Genomic DNA, 12,869 nt, shown 5'->3' with positions numbered 1-12,869 from the left:
GGCCGGATCCGTCTACGGTGCCCGTCATGCCCGCTGCCGACCCGACCCCGGTGCCTCCCGTCGTCCCGGGTTACACCCTCCAGGAGCTGCTCGGCCGGGGCGGCTCGGGCGAGGTGTGGCGGGCGGTGCCACGTGGCGGCGGCAACCCCGTGGCGGTCAAGGTGCTGGTGGCGGGGGAGCCCGAGCGGCAGGCGCGGGAGGCGGCCCTGCTGGGAGAGCTGGACCACCCGCACCTGGTGCGGCTCGTCGAGGTGGTCCACCAGCCGCGTCGTGGGGGCGTGCCGCGGGTGGCGCTGGTCCTCGAGCTGCTCGCCGGCGGGAGCCTCGCCGGGCTGCTCGCCCGGCGGGGCCGCCTGACGCCGGGGGAGGTGGTGACAGCCCTCGCGCCGGTGGCCGCGGCGCTCGCGCACGCGCACGACTCCGGGGTGGTCCACGGCGACCTGTCGCCGGGCAACATCCTGTTCACCGCGGAGGGCCGCCCGGTGCTCACCGATCTGGGCGTGGCCCGGGTCCTCGGGGAGTCGGCGGCCGCGGAGGTGACCCCCGCCTACGTCGACCCGGTCGTCGCCCGCGGCGGTGCGCCCGGCCCCGCCTCCGACGTCTTCGGGGTGGCGGCAGCTGCCTTCCACGCGCTCACCGGCATCGCGCCCTGGAACGCGGCGACACCCGCGGACACGCTCGCGGTGGCCGCGGACGGCCACCTGCCCGACGTGGCCGAGCTGGCCCCGGGGGCGCCGGCGGGCCTCGTCCAGGTGATCCGCCGTGGCCTGGCGGCTGATCCGCACGAACGCGGCACGGCAGCGGCGTTCGCCTTCGAGCTGCGGCACGCCTGCCCGGCCGCGCCGGTGTCGCTGTCCGCCGCGCCGGTCGGATCGCAGGGGGGCCGGCCGGACGTGCGCTCGGCCATGACGCACGTGGTGCCCGGCCGGCGGCCGCGGCCGGCGCCGGTGGTGACGGCTCCCGAGCGCGGCCGGCATGCCCGTGCCCGGCTGCGTGCCGTCGGCCGTCCCACGGTGGTGCGCGGACTGCTCGTCGCCACCGCGGTGCTGATCGCGCTCTCCCTCACCGCGTGGCTGGGCGGGCGCTGGGGCGAGGAGGCCGGCAGCCCCTCCGTCGCTGCCGCCACCGCGCCGGCGCCGGCGGAGCCGTCCCCACCGCTGCCCACCCCTGCTCCCCCCGAGGGCGGCGACCCGGCTTCTCCCGGATCGCCCGAGGGGGCGACGCCGAGCACCCCGGAGGAGTGGCGGGTGCTGCTGGAGGAGCTGTACCAGCGACGCGCCGAGGCCTTCGCGGGTCAGGGGCCGGAGCGGCTTCTCGCCGTCTACACGACGGGGAGCGCGTTGCTGACCGCCGACCAGGAGGCCGCGCGGGCGCTCGAGGCCACGGGGGAGGTGCTCGTCGGGTTCGCGCCGGTGGTCGTCGAGGTGGTCGTGGTCGAGGTCGCGGGGACGCGGGCGGAGCTCCGGGTGACCGATCGCCGGCCGGACCACCGCGTCGTCGCCGCCGATCAGCCCGACGGGCCGGCGCTGCGCACGGTTCCGGGCCGCGCCGACGCCGAGGTCCGCCTGCTGCTGGTGCGGACGCCGGAGGGCTGGCGGATCGATGCGGCGGAGCGGCTGGGCTGAGGCTCAGCCGCGGGCCAGCACCGCGCGCAGCGCCGACTCGAGGTCGGTGTGCGTGAAGCGGAAGCCGGCGTCGGTGAGCGCGGCGGGCACGGCCCGCTGACCTGCCAGCGCCCCGACGCGGGCGAACTCCCCGAGCGCGACCCACAGCGCCGGTGGTGGGACGACCAGCACGGCCGGCCGGTGCAGGACCCGGCCCAGCGCCGCGGTGAACTCGGCGTTGGTCACCGGCGCCGGCCCGCAGAGGTTGACCGGCCCGCTGACCGGGGAGGTCAGCAGGAACCGGATGGCGGCGACCTCGTCGTCCAGGCTGATCCAGGGCATGTACTGCCGCCCGGAACCGAGCCGACCGCCGAGCCCGGCCCGGAAGATCGGCAGCAGCCGGCCCAGCAGACCGCCGCGCGCCAGCACCAGGCCGGTACGCAGCCGGACCACCCGCACGCCGGCGTCGGCGGCCGGCCGGGTGGCGCCCTCCCAGGCGACGCACACCTCGGCGAGGAAGTCGTCGCCGGGCGGGGCGGACTCGTCGACGATCCGGTCACCGGTGTCGCCGTACCAGCCCACGCCCGAGGCGTTCACCAGCACACGGGAACGGTCGGGATCGGAGGCGGCGAGACCGGCGAGTGTCTCGCTGAGCGTGGTGGTCGTGTCCACGCGGCTGGTCAGCACGGCCCGCTTGTGCTTCTCGGTCCAGCGGCGGTCACCGACGCCCACGCCGGCCAGGTTCACCACCGCATCGACGTCCTGCAGGACCGCCGGGTCGATCCGCCGGTGCTGGGGGTCCCAGCGGTGCTCCTCGCTGGTGCGCGGCGTGCGCCGGACCAGCTGCACCACCTCGTGCCCGTCGGCGCGCAGGGCGGGCAGCAGGGCGCTGCCGATGAGGCCGGAGGCCCCGGCGACGGCGATCTTCATGCGGCACTCCCCGGTGTGCACCCGCGTGCAGGGCAGAACGGGCTCGGGGCCCCGGTGGTCACCGGGGCCCCGAGCGGGCGTCGATCAGGCGAGCCCGAGCTCGCCGTGGAACTGGCCGGCCTCGAGCCGCTCCCGCACCGTGGTGAGGAACCGGGCGGCGTCGGCGCCGTCGACGATCCGGTGGTCGTAGGTGAGGGCCAGGTAGACCATCGACCGGACGGCGATGACCTCACCGAGGTCGGGGTCCTGGACGACGACCGGGCGCTTCACCACCGAGCCGGTGCCCAGGATGGCCACCTGCGGCTGGTTGATGATCGGGGTGTCGAACAGCGCGCCGCGGCTGCCGGTGTTGGTCAGCGTGAACGTGCCCCCGCCCAGCTCGTCCGGCGTCACCTTGTTGGTGCGGGTGCGCTCGGCCAGGTCGGCGATCTTGCGGGCGATCCCACCGAGGCTCAGGTCACCGGCCTCGTGGATCACCGGCACCAGCAGCCCGCGCTCGGTGTCCACCGCGACGCCGAGGTTCTCGGTGTCGTGGTAGGTGACCGTGCCGGCCTCCTGGTCGATCGAGCAGTTCACCGACGGGTGCTGCTTCAGCGCCTCGACCGCGGCCTTGGCGAAGAAGGGCAGGAACGACAGCTTGACGCCCTCGCGGGCCTCGAAGTCGGCCTTGGCCTGCTGCCGCAGCTTGGCGATGCGCGTGACGTCGGCCTCGACCACCGTGGTGAGCTGCGCGCTCACCTGCAGCGACTCCACCATGCGACGGGCGATCACCGTGCGCAGGCGCGACATCTTCTCCGTGCGGCCCCGCACCGAGGTGTCCGGCGTGGCGGCCGGCGACGGGGTCCGGGCGCCGCCGGACGCGGCCGGGGTGGCGGGCGCGGCGGCCGGGGCCGACTTCTGCTCCGCCGCGGCCAGCACGTCCTGCTTGCGGATCCGGCCACCCACACCGGTGCCGGAGACGGTGTTCAGGTCGACGCCGTGCTCGGCCGCCAGCCGGCGCACCAGCGGCGTCACGTACTGGCCGCCGCCGTCGCCGGACGGTGCGGCGGCAGGCGCCTGGGGAGCCACCTGGGGAGCCGGCGCCGACGTGGGGGAGGCGGCGGGCTGGGCGCCGCTGGCGCCGTAGTCGCCGCCGGGCTGCGCGGTCTCGGTGGCGGCCGGCTTGGCCTCCGGCGCGGCCTGCGGCTTCTCTTCGGCGGGCGCCTCCTGCTGCGGCGCGGGGGCCGGGGCCGAGCCGCCGCCGGTACCCGAACCGATCACGGCGAGCTGGGCGCCGACGTCGACGGTCTCGTCCTCGGCGACGGTGATCTCGAGCAGGGTGCCGCTGACCGGCGACGGGATCTCGGTGTCGACCTTGTCGGTGGAGACCTCGAGGAGCGGCTCGTCGACGGTGACGTCGTCGCCCACGGCCTTGAGCCAGCGCGTGACCGTGCCCTCGGTGACGCTCTCGCCCAGCGCCGGCATGGTCACCGGAGTGCCCTCACCGCCACCACCACCGCCGGCGCTGCCGCCGTCCGAGGCCTGCGCGGGCTCCGGCTCGGGCTGGGGCTCGGCGGCGGACTCCTCCTGCGCGGCCGGGGCGGCGTCCTCGACCTGCTGGGCCGGGGTCTCGGGCATGGTCTCGTCGTCCGCGGAGGCCGCGTCGCCGGCGGGGGCCGAGCCACCGCCGTCGCCCTCCCCACCGATGACGGCGAGCTCGGCGCCGACGTCGACCGTCTCGTCCTCGGCGACCAGGATCTTGGTCAGCACCCCGGCGGCCGGCGACGGGATCTCGGTGTCGACCTTGTCGGTCGACACCTCGAGGAGGGGCTCGTCGACCTCGACCTGGTCACCCTCCTGCTTGAGCCAGCGGGTGACCGTGCCCTCGGTGACGCTCTCGCCCAGGGCGGGCATGGTGACGGACGTCGGCATCGGGGCAGTGCTCCTTCTGGCGCGGTGCGGGGATGGGGGAGTGGGGTCGTTCAGCCGTGCACGTGCAGGGGCTTGCCGGCGAGGGCCAGGTGGGCCTCGCCGAGAGCCTCGCTCTGGGTCGGGTGCGGGTGGATGAGGCTGGCGACGTCGTCGGCCTCGGCCTCCCAGTTGTAGATGAGCTGTGCCTCGGCGATGAGCTCGCCGACGCGGCTGCCCACCATGTGGATGCCGACGACCGGGCCGTCGGGGGCCTGGATGAGCTTGACCGCGCCCGTGGTCTTCAGGATCTGGCTGCGGCCGTTGCCGGCGAGGTCGTAGGTGAGGGTCTTGACCTCGCCGTAGCGCTCCTTGGCCTGGGCCTCGGTGAGCCCGACCGAGGCCACCTCTGGGTCGGAGTAGGTGATGCGCGGGACGCCGGCGTAGTCGATGGGGGCGGGCTCGAGGCCGGCCACCCGCTCGGCGACGAGGATGCCCTCGCCGAAACCGACGTGCGCCAGCTGCAGGGTCGGGACGAGGTCGCCGACGGCGGAGACCGTGGGCAGGTTCGTGCGCATGTACTCGTCGACGAGGACGTAGCCGCGGTCCATCTGGACGCCCACCTCCTCGTAGCCGATGCCGGAGCTGACCGGCCCGCGACCGACGGCGACGAGCAGCAGCTCGGCCTCGATCTCCTTGCCGTTCTCCAGCGAGACCTTGACGCCGTTCTCGGTGCTCTGCACACCGGAGAAGCGGCTGCCCAGCTCGAAGCCGATCTTGCGACGGCGGAAGGCGCGCTCGAGCAGCTTGGAGGCGGACTCGTCCTCGAGCGGGACGAGATGGGGGAGCGCCTCGACGATGGTGACGTCGACGCCGAAGGACTTCCACGCGCTGGCGAACTCGCAGCCGATGACGCCGCCGCCGAGGATGATCGCCGACGCGGGCACCCGGTCGAGCTTCAGCGCGTGGTCGCTGGTGATGACCTTCGTGCCGTCGATCTCCAGGCCCGGCAGCGAGCGGGGGTAGGAACCGGTGGCCAGCAGGACGTGCTTGCCCTCGTAGGACTGGCCGTTCACCTCGACCGTCGTGGGGGACGTCAGCCGGCCCTCGCCCTCGACGTAGGTGATCTTGCGGGCCTTCACCAGCCCCTGCAGCCCCTTGTAGAGCTTGGCGATGACGCCGTCCTTGTAGGCGTTGACACCGTCCATGTCGATGCCGGCCAGCGAGGTCTTCACGCCGAACTGCTCGCCCTCGCGGGCCAGGTCGGCCACCTCACCGGCGTGCAGCAGCGCCTTGGTGGGGATGCAGCCGCGGTGCAGGCAGGTGCCGCCGACCTTGTCCTTCTCGATGAGGACGACGTCCAGGCCGAGCTCCGAGGCGCGGAAGGCAGCGGCGTAGCCACCCGAGCCACCTCCCAGGATGACCAGGTCGGCAGGGGAGGCGGGTGCGCTCACGGGTGCTCCTCAGGTGCGGCGGACGGCGGCCCCGCTCGAGGCGGGCGGGGGCTGGTGCCCATCCTGCCACTCCGGGAACGAGCCGGCGGGGACCACCGTTGCTCTCGCGAGCGTCGTGGTGATCACGGTCGCCGGATCGGCGAGGGAGAGCGCATGGGTCTGTTCGACCGGTTGCGCGGGCGAGCGGCCCGCACCGGGGGGAGCGGTGGCGCCGGCCGGCGCGCGACGCTGGACCGCGCCGCGGAGCGCGCCGACCTCAGCCACCTCGAGCAGTTCGTCGCGACCCGCCGCGGGGTGGAGGGCTACGTGGAGCCGCGCACCGCCGTCACGGAGGCGACGATCGTGCTCGTGGCCGCCGACGGCGAGTGGACCCGCCGGCGCATCGGAGGCCCCGACGTCGCGCGGCGGCTGTCCCGCGAGCTCACGATCCCGGTGTACGACGCGCAGGTGACCGGCTACCCGCAGCGGATGCGCGACTGGTCCAAGGACCACCGGCCCCCCACCACTCGCTAGCTCGCGGCGGGCCCCTGCCGGTGGCCGTTCCAGCACGTCACCTAGTCGGCGATCAGGGCCTCGATGGTCGCCAGCAGGGTGCGCACCGGCACACCGGTGCCGCCCTTGGGGGTGTAGCCCCACGCGGCGCCGGTGTTGTAGCTCGGCCCGGCGATGTCGATGTGCGCCCAGGGCAGGCCGTCGGGCACGAACTCCGCCAGGAAGTGCCCGCCCACGAGCATGCCGCCCATGCGGTCGGCGTTGGCGTTCACCATGTCGGCGACCGCGGAGTCCAGGCCCTTGCGCAGCTCGGCCGGCAGCGGCATCGGCCACATGGCCTCGCCGGTGCGCCGGGACGCGGCGACGACGGCGTCGCGCAGGTCGTCGCTGCCCATGACGCCGGCGGTGCGCCCGCCCAGCGCGACCAGCTGCGCGCCGGTCAGGGTGGCGGTCTCCAGGAGCACGTCGGGCTGGTCCTCGGCGGCGCGGGCGATCGCGTCGGCGAGCACGACCCGGCCCTCGGCGTCGGTGTTCGTGATCTCGGCCTTCTTGCCGTTGCGGAAGGTGACCACGTCGGCCGGGCGGTAGGAGGTCGCGCTCGGCAGGTTCTCGGCGATCGGCACGGTGGCGATGACCTCGACCGGCAGGCGGAGCTGCGCGACGAGGCAGACGGTGGCGATCACGGCCGCCGCGCCGGCCATGTCGCTCTTCATGTCCTCCATCTTCGCGGCGGGCTTGATCGAGATGCCGCCGCTGTCGAAGGTGATGCCCTTGCCGACCAGCGCGATCTTCTTGCGCGCGTTCGCACCCGAGTAGGTCAGCCGCAGCAGCCGGGGCTTGCGGCTGGAACCGCCGCCGACCGCGAGGATGCCGCCGTAGCCACCGGCGGCGAGCGCGTCCTCGTCGAGGATCTCCGCGGCCAGGCCCAGCTTCTCGCCGGCGGCGGCGCCGCGCGCGGCCAGCTCGGCGGGGAAGAGGTCGTTGGGCGGGGTGTTCACCAGGTCGCGCACCAGCGTGACGGCGTCGGCGACGGCGCGGACCCGGCGCAGCGCGGTCTCCGCGGCGGCGGCGCCGGGGACGACCACCGTGAACTCCTGCGGCGGCGTCGGACGGTTGGCCGGCAGGTCGGACTTGTAGGCGGTGAACTCGTAGGCGCCGAGCAGGGAGCCCTCGCCGACGGCGTGCAGCCGGTCGGCGTCGGGCGTGCCCCCGACGGCGGCGAGCAGGGTGACCACGGTGCGACGGCCGCGCAGCGCACGGCTCGCGGCACCGGCCGCACGGCGGACCGCGTCCGGGGCGTAGCCGCCGGACGCGTCGGGCGCGCCGAGACCCACGACGGCGACCACCGGGAAGGGGCCCTGCCCGAACGACGGCAGCCGGGTGACCTCGTCCTCCGCCCCGCGGGCCCCCAGGTCGGCCAGCGCGCCGAAGAGCCGTCCGCCGAGCAGGCGGTCGACGGCCTCGGCGCCTGGTGTGGGGAGGGGGCCGTCGGGACCCTTGCCGACGGCGACGACGACGGCGTCGGCGGTCAGCTTCTCGAGCGGGTGGTCGGTCGCGGAGATCGTCGGTGGCACCGCCTGATCGTAGGCATCCCGCTAGCGTGCAGCGCGTGAGCCCGCTGACCTCCCCGTTGCACGACCGGCACGTGGCCGCCGGCGCCAAGCTGGCCGACTTCAGCGGCTGGTCGATGCCGATCGAGTACGCCGGGGGTGGGGTGCTGGCCGAGCACGCCGCCGTCCGCGAGGGCGTGGGGCTCTTCGACGTCTCCCACCTGGGCACCGGCACGGTGCGCGGACCGGGCGCGGCAGCGTTCGTGGACAGCTGCCTGACCAACGACCTGTCCCGCATCGGGCCCGGTCGCGCGCAGTACACGCTGTGCTGCCAGGACGACGGCGGTGTCGTCGACGACCTGATCGTCTACCTGCGCGGCGACGACGACGTGCTGCTGGTGCCCAACGCGGCGAACGCCGCCGGGGTCCTCCGCCGGCTGGCCGAGGCGGCGCCCGCGGGGGTGGCGGTGACCGACCGGCACGCCGACGTCGCCGTGCTGGCGGTGCAGGGGCCGCGGTCGCTGCAGGTCCTCGAGCTGCTCGGCATGCCGGGCGAGCTGTCCTACATGTCCTTCGTGACCGGGTCCGGCGCGGGCGGTGCCGAGGTGACGGTCTGCCGCACCGGCTACACCGGCGAGCACGGCTACGAGCTGATGGTCGGGGCGGAGCACGCCGCCGCCCTGTGGGACGCCCTGCTCGAGGCGGGGCAGGACCTCGGCATCCGCCCGTGCGGGCTGGGCGCGCGGGACACCCTGCGCACCGAGATGGGCTACCCGCTGCACGGCCACGAGCTCTCCGGGGACATCACCCCGGTGCAGGCGCGGGCCGGCTGGGCGGTCGGCTGGGGCAAGCCGGCCTTCTGGGGGCGCGAGGCGCTGCTGGCGGAGAAGGAGGCCGGGCCCGCCCGGCTGCTCTGGGGGCTGCGGGCGGCCGGGCGGCAGAGCCCGCGCCCGGGCATGACCGTGCTGGGCCCGGACGGCGCGTCGGTCGGCACGGTGACCAGCGGGACGTTCTCGCCCTCGCTGCGGGTGGGGATCGGCCTGGCCCTCCTCGACTCGGCCGCGGGGGTCGTCGAGGGGGCCGGGCTGGCCGTCGACGTCCGTGGGCGCACGCTGGCGGTCGAGGCCGTCCGGCCGCCGTTCATGCCCTCCCGCGTCCGCTGACCGGGCCGTCCGCTACTTGCGGGTCGGGTCGCTGTCGCCCTTCTCCGGCTCCGGCTTGGGAGGCAGCGTGTCGGCGACGACGGCGCCGCGGTCGCCCATCGGCTCCGGCTCGCCGTCGGTGGTGTCCCGCGCCGTCTGGTGCTCGGCCTCCGCGTTGATCTCCGCGCCCAGCAGCACCAGGTAGCAGGTGAGGTACAGCCACAGCATCAGCACGATCACGCCGGCGATCGCGCCGTAGGTCTTGTCGTAGGACCCGAAGTTGTCCACGTACACCGCGAAGCCGACGCTGACCGCGGCCCAGATGACGGTGACGACGACGGCCCCGAGGCTGACCCAGCTGAACCGCGGCGCATCCCGGTCCGGGGCCACCCGGTAGAGGACGGCGAGGGCCCCGGCGAAGACGGTGAGCAGCAGCACCCACCGCGCCACCTGGGCGAGGATCGTCCCGACGACGCCCAGCGGGAGCGCCTCGAGCACGGCCGGGACGACCGCCACGAGGCTGAAGGTGATCAGCACGAAGACGATGGCGCCCAGCGTCAGGGCCAGCGAGGTGAGCTTCAGCTTGATGAAGCTGCGCGCCTCCACCTCGTCGTAGGCGATGTTGACCGCGGTGACCACGTTCCCCACCCCACCCGAGGCGCTCCAGAGCGCGGCGAGGATGGAGACGACGAGGCTGATGCTGAGGGCGCTCCCGCTGTTGGCCACGATCGCGGTCAGCTGCTCCTCGATCAGCCCGGCGGCGTCCTCCGGCAGCTGTGCCGACAGGTCCTCCACCTGCCGCGCGACGGTCTCGGGGGAGGCGATCAGCCCGTAGATCGAGATCAGCGCGATCAGCGCGGGGAAGATCGACAGGAAGCCGAAGAACGCCACCCCGCCGGCGATGATCGGCATGTTGTCGGCCTTGTTCTCGGCCCACGCCCGCTTGACGATCTGCTTCCAGCCGCTCCACGGGATCTGCGTCGGCGTCCGTGCGTGGACGCCCGGCAGCTCGGCGGGGCCCGGGGCGCCGTCGGGGAGCCGCTCGGGGTCCGGCGGTGTGCCGCCGCTGCGCGCGGCCTCGGCGGCGGCCGCGCGGCGGGCCGCCTTCTCCTCGACGCGCTGCCGGATGCGGTCGACCGCGCTCTCGTGGCGCTTCGTGTCGGCCATCGCCGTCCCCCTGGTGGTCGCCGCCGGGATGCGGCCGCTGGTGGTGCGGAGCGGGCGGCGGCGGGCGGAGGTGCTCCCGGCCCGCCGCCGCGGACGTCAGTCGCCGGGCCAACTGCCCGTCAGCTTGGTGAAGCCACGCGCCCCGGCGCGGTCGATGGCCGCCTTGGTGGCCGCGAAGATCGCGCCCTGGATGGCGGCGGCGAGGACGACCTCGCGCATCGGGTACTCGCTCTGCAGCGCCGACGGGGCGTCGTCCTCGTTGGCGACCGCCTTCCAGATCTGCTTGAAGACGATGCCGCTCAGCGAACCGGCCACGATGCCGGCCAGCAGGCCGACCGGCCGGTAGGCGAACTTGGCTCCCTTGCTCAACGCGCTCTCCTCATGATGCGGCGGGCCTCCTTCTCGGCCCTCCTGGTGGTCTTCCGCGCGGCGGCTCGCCGGGCGGCCAGTTCCCTGCCTGCTCGTCGCGCCCGGCGCTTGCGGCCGACGCGCGCATCGAGGACGAGGTCCTCCGTGCTGGCCCGCCGCCGCGCCCGACGCCGACGCCACAGGACCAGGCCCACCAGCCCAGCCAGGGCCGCTCCGGCACCGGCGAACGCCGGTGGGCTCTCGCGGTAGGTCTCGACGGCGGTGTCCTTCGCGCGGGCCGCGCCCTCCTTGGCGCGGGCGGGCACGTCGAGGCGCTGGCTGAGCTCGTCCACCGTGCGCCCGAGCTCCTGCCGGGTCGCCTCGATGTCGGCCCTGATCTCGTCCGGGGTCGTGGGGGCGCCGTCGGCCTTCGCGGCGTCCGGGCGGGTGCTGTCGGAGCTGGTCACCGGCGAGCACTCTCCTTCACGGTCGCGATGTCGGTCTTGACGCCGGCGATGGCCTCCGTGGGGACGGGCGGCGAACCCTGCTGCACGTCCTTCTTGCCGACCAGGGCGAGCGCGCCCGCCACGGCGAGCAGGACGACGCCGACGAGGAGGGCGGCCAGCCAGGCGGGCAGCACGAGGGCCAGGGCGAGGATGGCGGCGGTGATCAGCGCGGCCAGCCCGAAGAAGGCGACCAGGCCGGCGCCGCCGAAGAGGCCGGCGCCCAACCCGAGCTTCTTCGCCTTCTGGGTCACCTCGGCCTGGGCCAGCTTTGCCTCGTCGCGCACCAGGCGGCTGATCTGCTCGGTGAGCTGGCCGATCAGCTGACCTGTCGAGGCGTTCTCGGGCAAGGGGTCCACGTCGGCGCTCGTGGCGCCGGCCGTGGCGTGCGGGCGGGGTGCGGTCATCGGTCCTCCGGTAGACGCGGTCGATGACCTGCCATGCCCGTCCGGGTGGGCCGGTAATCGAGGACGCGATCACATCGGGGCAACGGTCTGGGCCGCTAACCTCCCTGCATGAGCTGGCACTGGCGTCTCGAGGACCCGTCCGGATCCACCCTCGACCCGGCCTCGGTCGGGGTGGAGGTACCCGACTCCGACAACCAGAGCGACGCGGAGTCGTGGCTGGGGGAGAACTGGCGGGAGCTGCTCGACCGCGGCGTCGCCACGGTCACCCTCTTCGACGGGGACGAGAAGGCCTACGGCCCGATGGGGCTCGCCGCCACCTGACCCTCAGGTCGAGGTGGAGGCTCGGCCGGGATCCTCTCCCGGCTCCGGCTGCCGGAGCCGGGAGAGGTCACGGATCAGCCGCGGGCGGTCTTGGACGAGTCGCGCTCCACGACCTCGCCCAGCACGTCGTCGATGCGCGTCAGGACGTCCGCGTCCAGCGTCACGCCGGCGGCCTTGACGTTGTCCGCCACCTGCTCGGGCCGGCTGGCGCCGATGATGGCCGCGGCCACGTTCCGGTTCTGCAGCACCCAGGCCACGGCCAGCTGGGCCATCGACAGCCCCAGGTCGTCGGCGACCGGCCGCAGCTCCTGGACCCGCGCGAGGATGTCGTCGCGCATGAAGGGCTGCATCGACTGACCCGCCTCGGCGTGGCCGGCCCGGCTGTCCGGGGGTGGCTGCTGCCCCGGCTGGTACTTGCCGGTGAGGATGCCCTGCGCCAGCGGCGACCAGACGATCTGGGACAGCCCCTCCTGCTCCGACGTCGGCACGACCTCGGCCTCGATGACCCGCCACAGCATCGAGTACTGCGGCTGGTTGCTGATCAGGTGGATGCCGAGCTCCCGGGCCAGCGCGGCACCGGCGGCGATCTGCCCGGCGTTCCACTCCGAGACGCCGATGTAGAGCGCCTTGCCCTGCCGCACCAGGTCGGCGAAGGCGGTCATCGTCTCCTCGAGCGGCACGGACGGGTCGTAGCGGTGGGCCTGGTACAGGTCGACGTAGTCGGTTCGCAGCCGGCGCAGCGAGGCGTGGCAGCTCTCGATGACGTGCTTGCGCCCGAGGCCGCGGTCGTTCCGCCCGGGCCCGGTGGGCCAGTAGACCTTCGTGAACAGCTCGATGGACTCCCGGCGGTGGCCGTCGAGGGCGGCCCCGAGCACGGTCTCGGCGCGAGTGCCGGCGTAGACGTCGGCGGTGTCGAACGTGGTGATCCCGGCGTCGAGGGCCGCGCGGACGCAGGCGTGCGCCGCGTCCTCCTCGACCTGCCCGCCGTGGGTGAGCCAGTTGCCGTACGCGATCTCGGAGATGGTCAGGCCGGAGCGGCCGAGGCGTCTGAATTCCACGAAGGG

The 12,869-nt window shown here is 74.6% G+C and carries 13 protein-coding genes; 4 read left to right on the top strand and 9 right to left on the bottom strand.

From position 1 onward, the window contains the following. Window positions 1–26: 26 nt before the first annotated feature. On the top strand, window positions 27–1,625 hold the full coding sequence (locus C5507_RS04640; protein ID WP_104527440.1) for a serine/threonine-protein kinase: 1,599 nt from the start codon (window positions 27–29) through the stop codon (window positions 1,623–1,625). A 3-nt stretch (window positions 1,626–1,628) separates the two neighbouring features. Here C5507_RS04640 and C5507_RS04635 read toward each other — a convergent pair whose 3' ends face one another. The 3 genes from C5507_RS04635 to lpdA form a co-directional block, all read right to left on the bottom strand. Next, complete coding sequence (locus C5507_RS04635) at window positions 1,629–2,534, bottom strand: TIGR01777 family oxidoreductase (protein WP_104527365.1); 906 nt, start codon at window positions 2,532–2,534, stop codon at window positions 1,629–1,631. Between the two features lie 84 nt (window positions 2,535–2,618). After that, entirely contained in the window at window positions 2,619–4,445 is a 1,827-nt protein-coding gene (gene sucB / locus C5507_RS04630) for a 2-oxoglutarate dehydrogenase, E2 component, dihydrolipoamide succinyltransferase (protein WP_104527364.1), read from the bottom strand. A 50-nt stretch (window positions 4,446–4,495) separates the two neighbouring features. After that, window positions 4,496–5,875 (bottom strand): dihydrolipoyl dehydrogenase, encoded by a 1,380-nt coding sequence (gene lpdA / locus C5507_RS04625; RefSeq protein ID WP_104527363.1) that lies wholly within the window; start codon window positions 5,873–5,875, stop codon window positions 4,496–4,498. Window positions 5,876–6,028: 153 nt separating this feature from the next. On the opposite strand from lpdA, the gene C5507_RS04620 reads away from it, so the two are divergent. Further along, the gene (locus C5507_RS04620) at window positions 6,029–6,388 is read left to right on the top strand and encodes an oxidoreductase (RefSeq protein WP_104527362.1); all 360 of its coding nucleotides are present in this window, start codon (window positions 6,029–6,031) and stop codon (window positions 6,386–6,388) included. Window positions 6,389–6,429: 41 nt separating this feature from the next. On the opposite strand, the gene C5507_RS04615 is transcribed toward C5507_RS04620, so the two are convergent. Continuing rightward, window positions 6,430–7,941 (bottom strand): leucyl aminopeptidase, encoded by a 1,512-nt coding sequence (locus C5507_RS04615; protein WP_104527361.1) that lies wholly within the window; start codon window positions 7,939–7,941, stop codon window positions 6,430–6,432. A 35-nt stretch (window positions 7,942–7,976) separates the two neighbouring features. Here C5507_RS04615 and gcvT point away from each other — a divergent pair, with 35 nt between their 5' ends. Then, window positions 7,977–9,080, top strand: a complete 1,104-nt coding sequence (gcvT, locus tag C5507_RS04610) for a glycine cleavage system aminomethyltransferase GcvT (RefSeq protein ID WP_104527360.1) — start codon at window positions 7,977–7,979, stop codon at window positions 9,078–9,080. A 12-nt stretch (window positions 9,081–9,092) separates the two neighbouring features. On the opposite strand, the gene C5507_RS04605 is transcribed toward gcvT, so the two are convergent. The 4 genes from C5507_RS04605 to C5507_RS04590 all read right to left on the bottom strand — a co-directional run bounded on the left by C5507_RS04605 (window position 9,093) and on the right by C5507_RS04590 (window position 11,484). Continuing rightward, window positions 9,093–10,226: a YihY/virulence factor BrkB family protein gene (locus tag C5507_RS04605; protein ID WP_104527359.1), complete on the bottom strand. Its 1,134-nt coding sequence runs from the start codon at window positions 10,224–10,226 to the stop codon at window positions 9,093–9,095. A gap of 96 nt (window positions 10,227–10,322) precedes the next feature. Then, the gene (locus C5507_RS04600; RefSeq protein ID WP_104527358.1) at window positions 10,323–10,595 is read right to left on the bottom strand and encodes a DUF4235 domain-containing protein; all 273 of its coding nucleotides are present in this window, start codon (window positions 10,593–10,595) and stop codon (window positions 10,323–10,325) included. Further along, window positions 10,592–11,041, bottom strand: a complete 450-nt coding sequence (locus tag C5507_RS04595; RefSeq protein ID WP_104527357.1) for a DUF3618 domain-containing protein — start codon at window positions 11,039–11,041, stop codon at window positions 10,592–10,594. The genes C5507_RS04600 and C5507_RS04595 overlap by 4 nt, the downstream gene beginning before the upstream one ends. After that, entirely contained in the window at window positions 11,038–11,484 is a 447-nt protein-coding gene (locus tag C5507_RS04590; RefSeq protein WP_104527356.1) for a phage holin family protein, read from the bottom strand. Before C5507_RS04590 ends, C5507_RS04595 begins: the two co-directional genes overlap by 4 nt. Window positions 11,485–11,592: 108 nt before the next feature. Between C5507_RS04590 and C5507_RS04585 the strand changes: the two genes are divergently transcribed. Beyond that, window positions 11,593–11,805: a hypothetical protein gene (locus tag C5507_RS04585; protein ID WP_104527355.1), complete on the top strand. Its 213-nt coding sequence runs from the start codon at window positions 11,593–11,595 to the stop codon at window positions 11,803–11,805. A 74-nt stretch (window positions 11,806–11,879) separates the two neighbouring features. Here C5507_RS04585 and C5507_RS04580 read toward each other — a convergent pair whose 3' ends face one another. Continuing rightward, window positions 11,880–12,863 carry an aldo/keto reductase family protein gene (locus tag C5507_RS04580; RefSeq protein ID WP_104527439.1) on the bottom strand — a complete coding sequence of 328 codons (984 nt, stop codon included), beginning with the start codon at window positions 12,861–12,863 and terminating at the stop codon, window positions 11,880–11,882. Window positions 12,864–12,869: the final 6 nt, after the last annotated feature.

The organism is Blastococcus saxobsidens (assembly GCF_002938435.1).
Taxonomy (GTDB): Bacteria; Actinomycetota; Actinomycetes; order Mycobacteriales; family Geodermatophilaceae; genus Blastococcus; species Blastococcus saxobsidens.
The sequence above is the reverse complement of the archived record's forward strand: the minus strand, read 5'-3'. Positions and strand labels throughout refer to the sequence as shown.

Bases quoted from the DNA above. Each gene is read 5' to 3' on its own strand.
- C5507_RS04640 (WP_104527440.1), top strand. From the start codon at position 27: ATGCCCGCTGCCGACCCGACCCCGGTGCCTCCCGTCGTCCCGGGTTAC.
- C5507_RS04635 (WP_104527365.1), bottom strand. From the start codon at position 2,534: ATGAAGATCGCCGTCGCCGGGGCCTCCGGCCTCATCGGCAGCGCCCTG.
- sucB (WP_104527364.1), bottom strand. From the start codon at position 4,445: ATGCCGACGTCCGTCACCATGCCCGCCCTGGGCGAGAGCGTCACCGAG.
- C5507_RS04620 (WP_104527362.1), top strand. From the start codon at position 6,029: ATGGGTCTGTTCGACCGGTTGCGCGGGCGAGCGGCCCGCACCGGGGGG.
- C5507_RS04605 (WP_104527359.1), bottom strand. From the start codon at position 10,226: ATGGCCGACACGAAGCGCCACGAGAGCGCGGTCGACCGCATCCGGCAG.
- C5507_RS04590 (WP_104527356.1), bottom strand. From the start codon at position 11,484: ATGACCGCACCCCGCCCGCACGCCACGGCCGGCGCCACGAGCGCCGAC.
- C5507_RS04585 (WP_104527355.1), top strand. From the start codon at position 11,593: ATGAGCTGGCACTGGCGTCTCGAGGACCCGTCCGGATCCACCCTCGAC.